The sequence below is a fragment of the Bacillus cytotoxicus NVH 391-98 genome (genome assembly GCF_000017425.1).
GTDB classification, from domain to species: domain Bacteria; phylum Bacillota; class Bacilli; order Bacillales; family Bacillaceae_G; genus Bacillus_A; species Bacillus_A cytotoxicus.
Genome location: NC_009674.1, coordinates 675,114 through 690,000 on the forward strand (window position 1 = coordinate 675,114; position 14,887 = coordinate 690,000).

The window sequence follows — 14,887 nt, forward strand, 5'->3', positions numbered from 1 at the left end:
AGAGTTGAGAATGTGAACAATTAGTTAATTATTCTGAATATTATTTATTTAACTTGCGATTGGAGCTATAATAACATTTAACTTAGTGAAGAAAGGAAGAGTTAAATGGATATTGTAAATGAACAGCTTCTATTAAAAAATCAATTGATTGAATGGAGAAGATATTTTCATAAATATCCGGAATTGTCTTTCCAAGAAGAGAAAACATCACAATTTGTATTTGAATTGCTTCAAAAAAATCCACATTTAGAAGTATCTAGACCGACAAAGTATAGCGTCATGGCAAAGTTAATTGGGAAGAAACCTGGCAAAACGATTGCGATTCGTGCTGATATGGATGCTCTGCCTATTCAAGAAGAAAATGAATTTGAATTTATCTCCAAGAACCCTGGCGTTATGCATGCTTGTGGGCATGATGGTCATATCGCTATCTTACTTGGTACAGTATATACCCTTGTTGAAAAACGTGAACAAATTCGAGGGGAAATTCGTTTTTTATTCCAACATGCTGAAGAAAATTTCCCAGGTGGCGCTGAGGAGATGGTAGCAGCTGGTGTAATGGAAAGCGTTGATTATATTATTGGTGCACATTTGTGGGCATCGCTAGAAGTTGGGAAAGTTGGTATCACTTATGGTCCTGCGATGGCAGCCCCTGATGTATTTAAAATTTCAATTGAAGGAAAAGGAGGGCATGCTGGAATTCCGCATGAAACAGTTGATAGCATTGCGATTGGTACACAAGTTGTAGCACAAATTCAACAGATTGTATCACGTCTTACAGACCCGTTAGATTCTCTCGTTATATCTGTTACGCAATTTCATGCGGGTACAACACACAATGTTCTTCCGAAGCAAGCAGAGATTGAGGGAACTGTTAGAAGTTTAAGACATGAGCTACGAGAAGAGACAGCCCAAAAGATTGAAAGAATTGTTAAGCATGTGACAGAAATGTATAAGGCAAATTATACATTCTCATATGAATATGGATATCGCCCTGTTGTGAATGATGAGAAAGTAACAGCGTATGTTGAAGAAGCAGCGCTACAGCTTTATGGAAGAGAGCGAGTTGTACGTTTGAAGCCGACGATGGCAGGTGAAGATTTTTCAGCTTTTCTGCAAAAGGCCCCAGGTACGTTTTTCTTTATTGGTGCAGGGAATAAAGAAAAAGGAATTGTATATCCACATCATCATCCGCGCTTTACAATTGATGAGGATGCATTACCAATTGGAGTTGAGGTTTTTGTTAGAACTGTTTTGAATTTGATGCGCAAAGGAGAATAAAATGAAGAAAATTCGTATGCTGGCAATGATTCCAGTTCTTTGTTTAATTATTGGACCGATATTTACAAATTCAGTTACTCCATATGTACTAGGTATGCCATTTTTATTATTTTGGATTTTATTATCTGTGTTCATTACCTCCTTTTGTATGTGGATTGTATATTGGCTAGATCCTGCTAACAAGGAGGAGATGAAATGATAGCACTTATTATCATTGTTGTATTTCTATGTTTGGCATTATTTTTAGGAGTTCGTGCAAGAAGTGGAAAAGACATGAATTTGGAACAATGGTCGGTTGGGGGAAGGGGATTTGGAACAGTCTTTGTCTTTCTTCTTATGGCAGGAGAAATATATACGACGTTTACTTTTCTGGGAGGAAGTGGATGGGCATATAGCAAAGGTGCACCTACATTTTATATTTTAGGATACAGTGCATTAGCATATATTTTATCTTACTTTCTCTTACCTCCAGTTTGGAAGTATGCCAAAGAGCATAGATTGATTTCGCAACCAGATTTCTTTACCAAAAAATATAATAGTAAAGCGTTAGGGATTATTGTATCGATCATCGGTGTCATTTCAATTATTCCATATCTTGTACTGCAGTTAAAAGGGTTGGGGATTATTGTTTCTGAAGCTTCTTATGGAAAAGTATCACCAGTTCTTGCTGTTTGGATTGGCGGAATAACAATTACAATATATGTGATGATTTCTGGTATACATGGTTCCGCTTGGACAGCTGCATTAAAAGATATGATGATCCTATTTATCGTTATGGTTTTAGGTATTTATTTACCCTATCATTATTACGGAGGGTTTCAGCCGATGTTTGAAGCGGTAGAAGCTGCAAAACCAGGATTTTTATCTTTACCTGAACAAGGAATGAGTGTCTCATGGTTTGTTTCTACTATTATATTAACAGCGCTAGGGTTTTATATGTGGCCCCATACATTTGCTGCCGCTTTTTCAGCAAAGAGTGAAAAGGTATTTCGAAAAAACGCCACTATTATGCCATTATACTCTTTCGTATTACTCTTTGTATTTTTTGCAGGATTTGCGGCTATCTTACAAGTACCTAGATTACAGGGGGCAGATGCAGACTTGTCTTTATTCCGCCTTGCTATTCAAACATTTGATCCGTGGTTTATTGGGATCATTGGAAGTGCTGGAGTACTAACTGCATTAGTTCCGGGATCTATGCTTCTTATGGCTGCATCTACTTTGTTAGCAAAAAATATTTATCAAGTGCTCGCGCCATCCGTATCAGATCAGCAAGTGGCACGAGTAGCCAAGCTATTTGTGCCTATTGTGACGATTGTATCTGTTTTCTTTACCTTCAAAGGAGGAGAAACAATTGGAGCTCTGCTTTTAATGGGATACAGCATTGTGACGCAACTTTTTCCGGCGCTTGTATGCAGTTTATTTCCACGTCAATTTGTAACAAAACAAGGTGCTATCTCTGGAATGATAGTTGGATTATTCATGGTGGCTTATATTACATTATCTGGATCGACTCTCTCTACTATATTTCCAATTTTTCCGCAATATATGAAAGATTTAAATGTAGGGATTGTTGCATTAGGAATCAACATCATTGTTATGTTAGCAGTGAGTATCATGACTAGAAAAATTGAAGTACAGCATACTTCTACTATGTTAGATCGATAAAGTGAAACTTAAATCATTTTCTACAAATTATGAGCCGCCACCAATCGGGCTATTACACCTCTAAAATAGCGGGATAAAAAAATGTTATCTTTCCTTAGGGAGATAGCATTTTTTTATTGTATATATTTACCCTATACGGAGAAATATAACTGTAACGCTTAGGAGGAAAGATGATGAATTTAGAAGCAAGCTTATCAGCAATTACAAATTCTATTCGAGAAACACTGCAGTCACCTAATGATTTAACGGTACGAGAGTTTGCGCTTTCTGGTTCATCTACTCGGTGCGCTGTGGTGTTTCTTTGTGGGATTACGGATAAAGATTTAATTTATCGATTTGTGATTCATCCATTACAACATGAAGAGATTCCGCCTAAAGGTCCAATCATGCAAACTTTAGTCGATCGATTTATTTCTATAGGTGAAATAAATACAGTTAAAACATTTCCGGATCTTGTGAATTCTGTTTTGGTGGGGGATACGGTTGTTTTAATTGATGGAATTCCGCATGCGTTAGTCATTAATTGTCGAGCATGGGAAAAGCGAGGTTTAGAACCGCCGATTACAGAGGATGTTATTCGAGGTCCTAAAGTAGGGTTTGTTGAAGATATTGCTACTAATAAAATGTTAATTAGACGCGAGTTGCGTGATCCGAAGCTTCGATTTCAATCTTATATTATGGGGCAACGTTCTCAAAAAGAAGTTACATTAATTTATATTGAAGATATTATCAATCCTTATATTGTAAAAGAGTTGAATCGGCGTTTACAGTCCATTAAAACAGATATGATTTTAGATTCTGGAAAAATCGAACAATTACTAGAAGAGAACACCTTGTCTCCTTTTCCGCAATTTTTAAATACAGAGAGACCAGATCGGGCGATTGCTGCTTTAGCAAAAGGAAAAGCAATTATTTTAGTAGATGGTTCACCGTTTGCAATTCTTGCACCTATGGTTATTGTGGATATTTTTCAATCACCTGAAGATTATTATGAACGCTGGATTATGGCAACTTTATTAAGAGGATTGCGAATGCTAGCTGGACTTATGGCTGTATTATTTCCAGCAGTATATATTGCGCTTGTTTCTTATCATCAAGGTCTCATTCCATCTAATTTGGCGTATTCAATTGCTGGAGCAAGGGAAGGTGTCCCGTTTCCCGCTTATATTGAAACGATTATTATGACATTAACAATGGAATTAATTAGAGAAGCTGGGCTTCGGTTGCCTAAACAAATTGGACAAACTGTTGGAATTGTAGGAGGACTTGTTATTGGAGAAGCGGCAGTAAACGCTGGAATTGTAAATCCCTTTATGGTTATTGTAACCGCGATTACGGCGATTGCTACTTTTTCATTGCCTGTTTACAGTATCACAATTACATTTCGCTTTTTGTTATTTGCGTTTATTTTAGCTGCGACTATATTTGGACTATACGGGATTATTTTAGCGTTAATTGCATTAGCAATTCATATTACGAATTTAAAAAGTGTTGGAATTCCGTATTCTACACCATTAGCACCTACTTTTTATAAAGATTGGAAAGCAGAAGTAGCAAGATTACCAAAAGCGATGTTACAGACGAGACCAGACTATTTGCAAACAAAAGATCAAATACGCTCAAAGGAGAGAAAATAAATTGAAACCGTTCGAGTACGGAGATGAGGAGATCGGATCTCGAGAACTAACATTTGCTGTATCTTCGGTCATTATAGGGACAGGGGCACTTTCGATGCCCCGCGTAATTGCAGAGCAGACACTGTTTTCAGATGGTTGGATTATATTACTTATTGGCGGAGTGATTTGTGCATTTTTTGCCTGGTGTATTGCGAAAATAGCAAATATATTTACGGAACAAACGTTTTTTCAATATACTAGCATATACTTATCAAAGCCGATAGCTTACCTTGTTACAAGTGTTATGGTGCTAACATTTGCTAGTATTACTGCATATCAAGCAAGAGCCATTTCCGTTATTTCACAAACGTATTTATTTAGTAAAACACCGATTGAACTTTTATCATTTTTTTACTTACTTGTTGTTGTTTATGGAGTAAGTGGTTCTAGAGTAGCGTTACTTCGTTTAAATATGCTATTTTTACCAATCGTTGTATGCGCTATATTTTCTCTGTCGTTATTAAATATTAATTTAATGGAGCCGGATAATGTATTGCCGCTTTTTCAAACAAAATGGAACCAATATATTGTTGGTATGAAGGAATCGATCTTTACATTCATTGGATTTGAAATTGTCTTATTTTATTCTTCAATTGTGAAACAAAAAGATAAAGCGCCTCTTGCTGCTGCAAAAGGAGTGATGATTACCAATTTATTATATATTCTTATTTATCTTACTTGTATTATGGTGTTTTCCTATTCTACCACGAAAAGTCTTGCGTATCCTGTCATTGAGTTAGGAAAGGAGATTGAAATTGGTGGGGGATTTTTAGAACGATTCGATGCCATTTTTTTTACGACGTGGATTATTACCATTTTTAATACAACAGCCATGTATTATGATATCGCAGTAATAGGGTTTTGTTCGATGTTTCCTGCTATTAAAAAGAAAACATTTATTTTTATAAGTGCGCCGATTATATATCTTTTGAATATGCTTCCTGAAAATGTGACGAAGTTAACGCAATATAGTACATATTTAGCTTGGATTGATATGGCATGTATTATCATTGTTCCTATACTTGTTTTTAGCATTTATAAAATAAAGGGGGGCGGAAAGAGTGAGCCGTCTTCATAAATACATGTGTTGCGTTATGTTAGTGATCTGTATGAGTGGGTGCTCAGAGCGAAAAGAAATTGAAGAGAGAGGATTTGTTGTAGGGGCAGCATTTGATGTTGTGAAAGAAGAAAGTGAAGAGAAGAAACCACCTCGTATGAAAGGAACGTATCAATTAGTTTTACCAAGTGCGTTAGCACAACAGGGGAAACAAGGTGCAGATGGGGCTCAGTATATGAATATCAATGTAACTGCGGATAGTCTTTTTACACAAATTCGTGAAGCATCCAAGAAAATAAGTCGTTCTTTGTTTTTTCCTCATATTAAAGTTGTTATTTTTTCTAAAGATTTATTAAAGCGACAAAACTTTTTAGAACAAACATTAGATATCTTTTTTCGTGCCCATGAAATGAGGCGGAATATTAAAATTTTTGTTTCGAAAAATCAAGCTGGAAAAATTTTTGAACAAAATGCGAAACCAGAAAATTTTCCGGCAAAATATATTGATTTACTAGCGGATCATGCAGATGTGAATTCATTTATGTTAGAGGCAGTTCGTATCGGAGAGGTTCAAGAAATGTTAACTTCTAAAAGAAGCTTTGTACTTCCAGTTTTAGAGTTAACAAAGCAAGGGGTAAAGATGGAAGGAGCTGCTATTTTTAAGGGGGAGAATAATAAACTGGTCGGTCTTTTAAGTGGAAAAGATACACAAGGATTAAATTATATAATAGGAAAGAAAGTGGGTGGATTTTTAACCATTCGAAAAAAAGAAAAGGTATTTACGTATGAAATTCATAAAATAAGACGGAAAATCCGTGCTTCCTTTACAGATCCTCGTCATCCAAAGTTTATAATTGATATGTATCCTAAAGGTGTGCTTGGAGAAGTATATTTAGGAGAGGATGCAAAAGCATGGAGTGAGAAGCGAATAAATTCATACATTACAAAAGAGATGGAACGTATAGTGGGGAGAACAATAAAAAAAGTACAAAAAGAGTATAAAACGGATGTACTTGGATTAGGGGATTATTATAAACGGCATAATTATAAAAAGTGGAAAAAAGTAGAGAAGAATTGGGATTATGGGGAGAACTACTTTATGAAGACTGATATAGCAGTTCGTGTTCATCCGGTAGTAGAGCATTCTGGTTCATTAGTACCAAAAGGTGGTCAGTAATATGAAAATGCTTTCTACTTTAGCAATTATTAGTATGATTTTGATGGCTATTATTCCATACACAGTGTATTTTTTAAATAAGAAAATAAAAAAATACACTGTGCAACCATGGGAAGATGTAAATGAAGAGGAAAATAGGAAACCAGTAGATTAGATTTCCTTTTGTTTTTGGGATCGTAAAATTTAAAATCTAGCAACGGAAGTAAGGGATTATAATCATTTATATAGAAGTATAAGGCGTGAAAATGAACCATCAGTAGAGAAGAGAAGTCTCACTACTGATGGAAGGTTTTATACAAGCCCTAGCCAATGTACCAATTGCGTAGAGAGGAATGTAACAACAATGGCGATTACGGTAGGGATTGCAAACGATAAGAATGTCCATTTTGGACTTTTTGTTTCTTTATATATGTTAACCAATGTTGTTCCACATGGGAAGTGCAGAAGAGAAAACAACATTGTGTTTAACGCAGTTAACCAAGTCCAGCCGTGCTCTAAGAATAAGTTTTTAATTTGATTAAAATCTTCTATTTCTGTTAAGGCACCAGTTGATAAATAAGACATTAATAAAATTGGAATAACAATCTCATTAGCTGGTAAGCCGAGAATAAATGCAGCGAGAATAAATCCATCAAGCCCGAGCAATTTAGCGAATGGGTCTAAGAAATTAACGAAATACATAAGTAGGCTTGTGTCGCCGATATAAATATTTGCTAAAACCCAAGTTAAGATAGCGGCAGGTGCAGCTACAACTACGGCACGTTTTAAAACATAAATTGATTTATCAAGTGTTGCACGTACAATTGTATTCCAAATTTTTGGTTTACGATACGGTGGTAATTCCAATGTATAATGAGTTGGAACACCTTTTAATGCAGTTTTTGATAGAGCCCAAGAAACTGTTAAAGTAACGATAATTCCGATGACTACCATGCCGACTACAACGCCTGCTGTAACAAGTGTTTGCATGCTACTTGTATAACCGGCAGCCATAAATAATGATGCCATTAAAATTAAAGTAGGCCATCGTCCATTACATGGAACGAAGTTGTTTGTTAAAATTGCTAACATACGCTCACGTGGTGATTCGATAATGCGTGTTGACATAATAGCGGCAGCATTACAACCGAAGCCCATTGCCATCGTTAAAGATTGCTTTCCGTGTGCACCAGTACGTTTAAATAAACGATCCATGTTAAATGCTACACGAGGTAAGTACCCATAGTTTTCTAATAAAGCAAACATTGGGAAGAAGATAGCCATAGGTGGTAACATAACGCTAATAACAGCCCCTGTACCCCGGAATAAGCCAAGTATTAAAATACCATGTAACCATTCAGGTGCATGCATTGCTTGGAACAAAGCAGTTAAATGTCCCTCTGCCCAACCGAAAAATTCAGCAATCATATCTGACGGTACATTCGCTCCTGCAATGGTAAGGTAAAAAATAATAGATAAAATACCAAGCATAATTGGAAATCCCCAGATTGGAGAAGTGAAAATCTTATCTAGTTTTTCTGAACGATACAATCTATCGGTATTTGTGTATTGTACTGCATCTTTACAAATACTTTTTGATGTACGATAAATATCACTAACAATGTCATCGCGTATATCTTCTTTAGTAAGCGTTTGTGCATGCTGAATAATATAATCTAATGGAAGAGCCTTACTGGCTGAGTGAGATTCCATTGATTACGACCTCCCTTACAAGCGGTTCTTTATGATGTTTTTGAAGTGTAGTTAAGAAATTTTTATCCCCATCTAGTATTCGCAGTGCAACCCAACGAGCTGGGTATGTATCACCGAATACTTTGTAAATTTGCGGCTCTAATTCTTGAATCATCTTTTCAATATGCTCATTATAAGTAATTTGAACTGGTGTAGGGATTGTTTTTTTACTAGCCACTTTAGAAATTACATTTAGTAAATGTCCAATTCCAGTACGGTTGCGAGCTGAGATTTTGACTACAGGAACGCCAAGTGACTTTGCTAATTTCTGTTCATCAATGACGATTCCTTTTTTTTCTGCTTCATCTATTAAGTTAATGCAGACGATTACATCGTTTGTCATTTCCATCACTTGTAATGCTAAATTTAAATTTCTTTCCATTGCAGTTGCATCTACAACAACTACAGTTACCTCTGGTTTTTCAAAAATAATATAATCTCGTGCTACTTCCTCATCTGCAGAGTTTGAATAAAGTGAATATGTTCCAGGTAAATCGATTACCGTATATACCTTTCCGTTATGCTCATATTCTCCTTCTGCCTTTAATACAGTTTTTCCCGTCCAGTTTCCGGTATGTTGTTTTAATCCTGTTAATGTGTTGAATAATGTACTTTTCCCAGTATTCGGGTTTCCTGCTAACGCAATGCGATGGTTGTTCATTTTGAATCATCTCCTATTAATATTCCAAAAATAAGGGAGCTTTCTTCGCTACGCAATGCAATTGTTGTGTTGCTCACTTGATATGCAACGGGATCTCCGAGTGGACTTTTTTGCAATACTTTAATGGTAGCCCCGGGAATAAATCCTAAATCTAATAAACGTCTCTTCATAGTTCCTTCTAATTGTATTCTCTCGATTTGTACAAACTCCCCTGTTCTAAATGAAGAAAGGGGTTTGGTATTAGCCGACACCATAAAAGTTCCCTCTTCTCTATATTTTTAGTTATAGTTTAAAAAGTTTCTTAAGGTAAACTTTTTGTTATTAATATACTAGACTACATTCGGTAATGCTGTCAATTAATACTTTAGAAATATTCAAAAATTTTTAGAATTGTTCCAATTTATTTTTTGTGATAAAAAATATGACTAGAATTTATGTTGGATATATGCATAGTTCAAACAAATATGTTCAGACAAGAATAGTTTGTAAATTTAATTTTAATAAAGTTGGTTAAAAGGAGAGTTTTATTTACTTCATATTTACATTATTAAAGTTAAATTTACAATGAATGTAATTTTTTGTGGATTCTTTTGGCTTTTCTTGATGGGAATAGTTGAGAAATATAAGTTTTTAATACCTTTATCTCTATTTACTTAAAATTAAAAATTGCTTAACACTAACACAATAATATTGTCCTACAATGAATTTGTGTTCGAAAGAAGTCGATGAATAAGAAAAGTGATAATTCAAATGGGGGTACAAGATATGGTCATGAAAAAGGGAATTACATTTTCATTAGCAGCATTAGTTGTTGCAGGTGCATTAGTTGGTTGCGGAAAGTCAGAAAGCACAAATACGAATGAGACTGCTAAAGGTAGCAATGATGCAAAACAAGAAGAGATATCTGGTACGATTGCAGCAGCTGGATCTACAGCTCTTCAACCGCTTGCAGAAGAAGCGGGTAAAAAGTTTATGGAAAAGAATCCTAAAGTTTCTGTTCAAGTTCAAGGTGGCGGTAGTGGAACGGGGATTAACCAAGTAGCCTCTGGTGCGGTACAAATTGGTAACTCTGATGTCCCGGCGGCAGATAAAATAAAAGATCCAGAAAAAGCAAAAGAATTAGTTGATAATAAAGTTGCAGGTATCGCATTTGCACTTGTTGTTAATAAAGATGTGAAAGTTGATAACTTAACTGTACAACAAGTACAAGATATCTTTAGTGGAAAGGTTACAAACTGGAAAGAGCTAGGCGGTAAAGATGAGAAAATCAATGTAATCAATCGTCCGGCATCTTCTGGTACACGTGCTACATTTGAGAAAACGATTATGAAAGATGTAAAGATTAATGACGGGACAGGAACAACGCAAGATTCTAACGGTGCGGTAGAACAAGCAATTAACTCTACGCCAGGTTCTATTAGTTACCTTGCGATGTCCTACATGGTAGGCGATAAAAAAGGGGCATTACAAACTGTAAAAATTGATGGTGCAGAACCAAAGGTTGAAGAGATTTCTGCTGGTAAATATCCATTCTGGTCTTATGAATACATGGTGACTAAAGGAGAAGCGAAAGAAGCAACAAAGGCTTACATTGATTATGTAAAAGGTAAAGATTTTGAAAAACAAGTTGAAGATATGGGATACATCCCGATGTCTAAGCTAGATAAGTAACACATACAAGGAGGCTGGCTGCGAGGCCAGTCTTGTTCATTTCAAACTATGAAGTGGGGTTATGTCTTGTGATGAAGGGAAAAAAGCAGATTAATTATGTGAAAAGCGAGTACATTGGAAGAACACTCGTTACGTTTTGTGGTCTATTTATTGTTCTTATTACATTATCGATTATTGCATTTATTTGTGGAAAGGGAATTCAATCTTTTACACAAAGTGGTATTTCCTTTTCTGAAATGTTAACTTCAACAAAATGGAATCCGAATGTTGAGCCAGGTTCTTTTGGTGCAGTTATTTTTATTGTCGGTTCCACGCTTGTTTCAATTGGTGCGGTTATGATTAGTACACCAATCGCGATTGCTCTTGCAATATTTATGAATTTAATATCGCCTAAGTTTGGGAACAAAGTGTTGAAACCAGTTTTGGAATTATTAGTTGGTATCCCGTCCGTTGTATACGGTTTATTAGGGGTTACGATTTTAATTCCATTGTTAAGAGATTCTTTTGGTGGTGTTGGCTTTAGTTTAATTGCAGGTATTGTTGTACTTAGTATCATGATTTTACCTACTATTGCTAGTATTGCTTCTGATGCAATACGTGCGGTTCCATTTGATTATTTAGAAGCTTCGTATGGTTTAGGATCGACAAAATGGCAAGCGATTAGCCGTGTCATTGTTCCTGCTGCTAAGAAAGGTATTTTAACAGGGATTGTTTTAGGGTTAGCACGTGCTTTTGGTGAAGCGCTGGCAGTTCAAATGGTAATTGGGAATACGGTGAAGTTGCCAGAAGGAATATATAGCCCAACGGCAACGTTGACTGGTATTCTCACAATGGACATGACAAATACGTTAAACGGAACGGCTTGGAATAATGCTTTATGGACCTTAGCGATGATATTGCTTGCTATTTCATTCCTATTTATTTTAGTTATTCGAGCAATTGGCCAAAGAGGTGAACGATAACGATGAATGCAAGAAAGGTAAATAATATTTGGACGGGTATTTTATATACAGTTGCAGCATTTGTGGTAGTTTTATTGGTTTTCTTAGTATATGAGATTTTACAAAAGGGCTGGGGATTTTGGGATCCAGGTTTCTTGTTTGGAGAACCGAGTAATACGAGGGCTGGGGGAGGGATTGGTCCGCAATTATTCAACTCTTTCTATATGCTTATTATTACGCTTGTTATCTCTATTCCACTTGGATTGGGAGCTGGGATTTATCTTGCAGAATATGCAAAGCAAGGACGCTTTTTAAGTTTTGTTCGTCTATGCATTGAAACGATGGCATCATTGCCTTCTATTGTTGTTGGCTTATTTGGTTTATTAGTGCTTGTTACAATGACAGGTTGGGGCTATACAGTAATAGGTGGTGCACTTGCTTTAACCATTCTAAACTTACCAGGATTAACGCGAGTTTGTGAAAATGCAATCACAGAAGTCCCTGCAAATGTAAAAGAAGCAAGTCTTGGACTTGGTGCAACAAAGTGGCAAACGATTGTGCGAATTATTCTTCCATCGTCATTACCGCAAATTATTACAGGGATTATTTTAGCGGCAGGTCGTATATTTGGTGAAGCGGCGGCATTAATTTATACAGCGGGATTAACATCACCAATTTTAAATTCTGCAGTTGATTTTTCTAGTCCTGCACATCCGCTAAATCCATTTCGACCAGCTGAAACATTGGCAGTTCATATTTGGAAATTAAATTCTGAAGGGATTATCCCAGACGCGAAGCTGATTGCAACAAAATCAGCAGCAGTACTCATTGTTATGGTATTACTGTTTAATATTATTGCTCGTTTTACTGCAACTGTACTTCATAAACATTTTACGGGAACGAAAAAGTCTCGTAAAACATCGAAAGTAAAAGCTGCTTAATATGTGTATGTTTACGAAAGAAAAAACGTTATCTCTAGTTTGTGAGATAACGTTTTTTTGTTAGGCGTTTGGAGTATCGATAGTCGTATTTGATTTTCTGCGTGAGCGACGCTTTTTACCGAATTTATCTAATAGCTCATACATAACAGGTACAACAACGAGTGTAAGTACAGTGGAAACAGCTAAACCACCAATTACAACAACGGCTAAACTTTTAGAGACCATACTTCCTGCTTGCGATTGGCCAAATAATAAAGGTAACATTGCGACGATTGTTGTAATGGCTGTCATAATAATTGGACGTAATCTTGTAGAACCTGCTTCTAGTAAAGCGTCACGAGTTGTCATGCCATGCTCTTTATTTTGTTGAACACGTTCGATTAATACGATAGCATTTGTGACGACGATCCCGATTAACATTAATGCACCGATAAGTGAATTGAGATCAACCGGCGTTCCGGAAATGATTAATCCTAAAATACCACCAATAGCAGCGAGTGGTAAAGAGAAAAGGATTGCAAATGGAGCGCGTGCTTGCCCAAATGTAATAACCATAATTAAATAGACAACTCCGATGGCAATGCCCATGATTTGAAATAAATCTGTAAAGTTTTCTTGCATGGATTCAGTTGCTCCAGCAACGGCAACTTTTGCACCGGTTGGTAAATCTAATTTAGCGATTGCTGTATTTACTTCAGCGCTTACTTTACTTAAATCATCGTTAGCAGCAACGGCATTAATTTGGATTGTTTCTTTTCCGTCTTTATGGAAAATTTCAGTTTGTAATTGTTTTTCTGATATTGTTGCAATATCTTTTAAAGGAATTGCTCCTGTTATCGGTGATAAGATGTTTGTATTAAGGATATCTTCTTTATTATTTATCTTTTCATTTTTATGTTCTAACATAATAGTTGTTTTTTCATCATCGATCGTGAGTTGTCCGATCGGTGATTTTTTCATAAGGAGTGAAACTTGTTCTCCAACTATTTCTGGTGTTAATCCAACTTGTTCTACTTTGTTTTGATCGATTTTAATTTGCCATTCTTTCTTTGATTCTTCTAAGTTTGTTTTCACTTTAGAAAGTCCATTTAAACTTTTTAATTTTGTTTCAACGATATCAGCAGCTTGCTTTAAACTTGTTTCATTGTTTGCAGTTACGTTGAATTGCAAGTTATTTCCACCGCCAAAATTAGAATAACTTGTTTTTGTATAATCGAATTCAGCTGGTTTGAAATCTGTCTGTTCTTTTTTTAGTTGTTTAATATATTGATCAATATCTGTTCCTTTTTTAAAGGTTATAAATATAGATGCAAGATTATTTTTAGTAGTTTGCCCCCACTGTGCATCTTCAGCACTTGACCCTATTCGTAAAAAAGTATCTTGTACATCGCGATTAGAAAGTAATTTTTTTTCGAAGTCAAAAGCTTTTTGTTTTTTAGATTCCTCATCATAACTCGTTGGAAATGTCATGTTAATTGAGAGCATCGTATCGTCTTCTGATTTTATATTTGCTTTTGGCAGTATGATATAAGCAGCAATGGAAGCTACAAATAATAAGAAAGACGAGAATAAAATAATAAATTTATGTGAAAGTGCCCATTTTAAAGTAGCCGTATACTTTCTTGAAGGTCTCGATGTGCGCTGTCTTGTTTTTCTAAGTAATAAAAACGCCATAAGTGGAACAACTGTAAGTGCAACAACGAGAGACGAAAGAATAGAATATACAACTGCTAATACCATAGGAAGCATCAATTTGCCGATTGCGCCTGATACAAGGCCGATAGGTAAAAAGACAGCCACTGTAGTTAATGTTGAAGCAGTAATTGCAATAGCAACCTCTTTTGTCGCATCTACAATAATGTCTTTTGAAAAATGCTCTTTTTGTAAGCGGCGGAAGATATTCTCGATAACAACGATACTATCGTCAACGAGACGTCCAACAGCGACTGCTAATCCTCCAAGAGTTAAAATGTTTAACGTAACATGAGATTGATCGAGTAAAAATAGTGTTAACAAAATAGATAACGGGATACTAACAACAGCGATAAGCGTTGTTCGCACGCTGCGCAAGAAGAGTAAAATA

The 14,887-nt window shown here is 35.8% G+C and carries 14 protein-coding genes (1 of these 14 running past the window's edge); 10 read left to right on the top strand and 4 right to left on the bottom strand.

Annotated features, from left to right (window positions below):
* The first annotated feature begins 105 nt into the window (after window positions 1-105).
* The 7 genes from BCER98_RS03325 to BCER98_RS22380 all read left to right on the top strand — a co-directional run bounded on the left by BCER98_RS03325 (window position 106) and on the right by BCER98_RS22380 (window position 7,013).
* Window positions 106-1,281 (top strand): M20 family metallopeptidase, encoded by a 1,176-nt coding sequence (locus BCER98_RS03325; protein ID WP_011983698.1) that lies wholly within the window; start codon window positions 106-108, stop codon window positions 1,279-1,281.
* A gap of 1 nt (window position 1,282) precedes the next feature.
* Window positions 1,283-1,480, top strand: coding sequence for a DUF3311 domain-containing protein (locus BCER98_RS03330; protein ID WP_011983699.1), 198 nt, complete (start codon window positions 1,283-1,285; stop codon window positions 1,478-1,480).
* On the top strand, window positions 1,477-2,949 hold the full coding sequence (locus BCER98_RS03335) for a sodium:solute symporter family protein (RefSeq protein WP_011983700.1): 1,473 nt from the start codon (window positions 1,477-1,479) through the stop codon (window positions 2,947-2,949). The genes BCER98_RS03330 and BCER98_RS03335 overlap by 4 nt, the downstream gene beginning before the upstream one ends.
* 170 nt (window positions 2,950-3,119) lie before the next feature.
* The gene (locus BCER98_RS03340) at window positions 3,120-4,586 is read left to right on the top strand and encodes a spore germination protein (protein WP_011983701.1); all 1,467 of its coding nucleotides are present in this window, start codon (window positions 3,120-3,122) and stop codon (window positions 4,584-4,586) included.
* Between the two features lies 1 nt (window position 4,587).
* Window positions 4,588-5,703, top strand: a complete 1,116-nt coding sequence (locus BCER98_RS03345) for a GerAB/ArcD/ProY family transporter (protein ID WP_011983702.1) — start codon at window positions 4,588-4,590, stop codon at window positions 5,701-5,703.
* Complete coding sequence (locus tag BCER98_RS03350) at window positions 5,687-6,859, top strand: Ger(x)C family spore germination protein (protein ID WP_373367232.1); 1,173 nt, start codon at window positions 5,687-5,689, stop codon at window positions 6,857-6,859. Before BCER98_RS03345 ends, BCER98_RS03350 begins: the two co-directional genes overlap by 17 nt.
* 1 nt (window position 6,860) lies before the next feature.
* The gene (locus BCER98_RS22380) at window positions 6,861-7,013 is read left to right on the top strand and encodes a hypothetical protein (protein WP_095206561.1); all 153 of its coding nucleotides are present in this window, start codon (window positions 6,861-6,863) and stop codon (window positions 7,011-7,013) included.
* A 137-nt stretch (window positions 7,014-7,150) separates the two neighbouring features.
* Here the strand turns inward: BCER98_RS22380 and BCER98_RS03355 are convergent, their stop codons facing one another.
* From BCER98_RS03355 to BCER98_RS03365, 3 genes are read right to left on the bottom strand one after another with little or no spacing between them, the layout of a single operon-like run.
* The gene (locus BCER98_RS03355) at window positions 7,151-8,551 is read right to left on the bottom strand and encodes a nucleoside recognition domain-containing protein (protein ID WP_011983704.1); all 1,401 of its coding nucleotides are present in this window, start codon (window positions 8,549-8,551) and stop codon (window positions 7,151-7,153) included.
* Window positions 8,529-9,251, bottom strand: a complete 723-nt coding sequence (locus BCER98_RS03360) for a FeoB small GTPase domain-containing protein (protein ID WP_011983705.1) — start codon at window positions 9,249-9,251, stop codon at window positions 8,529-8,531. The genes BCER98_RS03355 and BCER98_RS03360 overlap by 23 nt, the downstream gene beginning before the upstream one ends.
* Complete coding sequence (locus tag BCER98_RS03365) at window positions 9,248-9,505, bottom strand: FeoA family protein (protein WP_011983706.1); 258 nt, start codon at window positions 9,503-9,505, stop codon at window positions 9,248-9,250. The genes BCER98_RS03360 and BCER98_RS03365 overlap by 4 nt, the downstream gene beginning before the upstream one ends.
* Window positions 9,506-10,016: 511 nt before the next feature.
* Between BCER98_RS03365 and BCER98_RS03370 the strand changes: the two genes are divergently transcribed.
* From BCER98_RS03370 to pstA, 3 genes are all read left to right on the top strand, one after another.
* The gene (locus BCER98_RS03370) at window positions 10,017-10,922 is read left to right on the top strand and encodes a phosphate ABC transporter substrate-binding protein PstS family protein (RefSeq protein WP_041809450.1); all 906 of its coding nucleotides are present in this window, start codon (window positions 10,017-10,019) and stop codon (window positions 10,920-10,922) included.
* Between the two features lie 71 nt (window positions 10,923-10,993).
* On the top strand, window positions 10,994-11,884 hold the full coding sequence (gene pstC, locus BCER98_RS03375) for a phosphate ABC transporter permease subunit PstC (protein ID WP_011983708.1): 891 nt from the start codon (window positions 10,994-10,996) through the stop codon (window positions 11,882-11,884).
* Window positions 11,885-11,886: 2 nt separating this feature from the next.
* A complete protein-coding gene (gene pstA, locus BCER98_RS03380) occupies window positions 11,887-12,804 on the top strand; it encodes a phosphate ABC transporter permease PstA (protein ID WP_011983709.1) in 918 nt (305 codons plus the stop codon).
* A 60-nt stretch (window positions 12,805-12,864) separates the two neighbouring features.
* Here pstA and BCER98_RS03385 read toward each other — a convergent pair whose 3' ends face one another.
* Window positions 12,865-14,887, bottom strand: the 3' portion of a protein-coding gene (locus tag BCER98_RS03385; protein WP_011983710.1) for an efflux RND transporter permease subunit. 1,022 nt of this gene lie beyond the right edge of the window; only the last 2,023 of its 3,045 coding nucleotides appear in the window; its start codon lies beyond the right edge, outside the window; the stop codon is at window positions 12,865-12,867.

Coding starts and splice junctions, on each gene's coding strand:
- BCER98_RS03355 (WP_011983704.1), bottom strand. CDS start 8,551: ATGGAATCTCACTCAGCCAGTAAGGCTCTTCCATTAGATTATATTATT.
- BCER98_RS03360 (WP_011983705.1), bottom strand. CDS start 9,251: ATGAACAACCATCGCATTGCGTTAGCAGGAAACCCGAATACTGGGAAA.
- BCER98_RS03330 (WP_011983699.1), top strand. CDS start 1,283: ATGAAGAAAATTCGTATGCTGGCAATGATTCCAGTTCTTTGTTTAATT.
- pstA (WP_011983709.1), top strand. CDS start 11,887: ATGAATGCAAGAAAGGTAAATAATATTTGGACGGGTATTTTATATACA.
- BCER98_RS03370 (WP_041809450.1), top strand. CDS start 10,017: ATGGTCATGAAAAAGGGAATTACATTTTCATTAGCAGCATTAGTTGTT.
- BCER98_RS03335 (WP_011983700.1), top strand. CDS start 1,477: ATGATAGCACTTATTATCATTGTTGTATTTCTATGTTTGGCATTATTT.
- BCER98_RS03365 (WP_011983706.1), bottom strand. CDS start 9,505: ATGGTGTCGGCTAATACCAAACCCCTTTCTTCATTTAGAACAGGGGAG.
- BCER98_RS03340 (WP_011983701.1), top strand. CDS start 3,120: ATGATGAATTTAGAAGCAAGCTTATCAGCAATTACAAATTCTATTCGA.
- pstC (WP_011983708.1), top strand. CDS start 10,994: ATGAAGGGAAAAAAGCAGATTAATTATGTGAAAAGCGAGTACATTGGA.
- BCER98_RS03325 (WP_011983698.1), top strand. CDS start 106: ATGGATATTGTAAATGAACAGCTTCTATTAAAAAATCAATTGATTGAA.
- BCER98_RS22380 (WP_095206561.1), top strand. CDS start 6,861: ATGAAAATGCTTTCTACTTTAGCAATTATTAGTATGATTTTGATGGCT.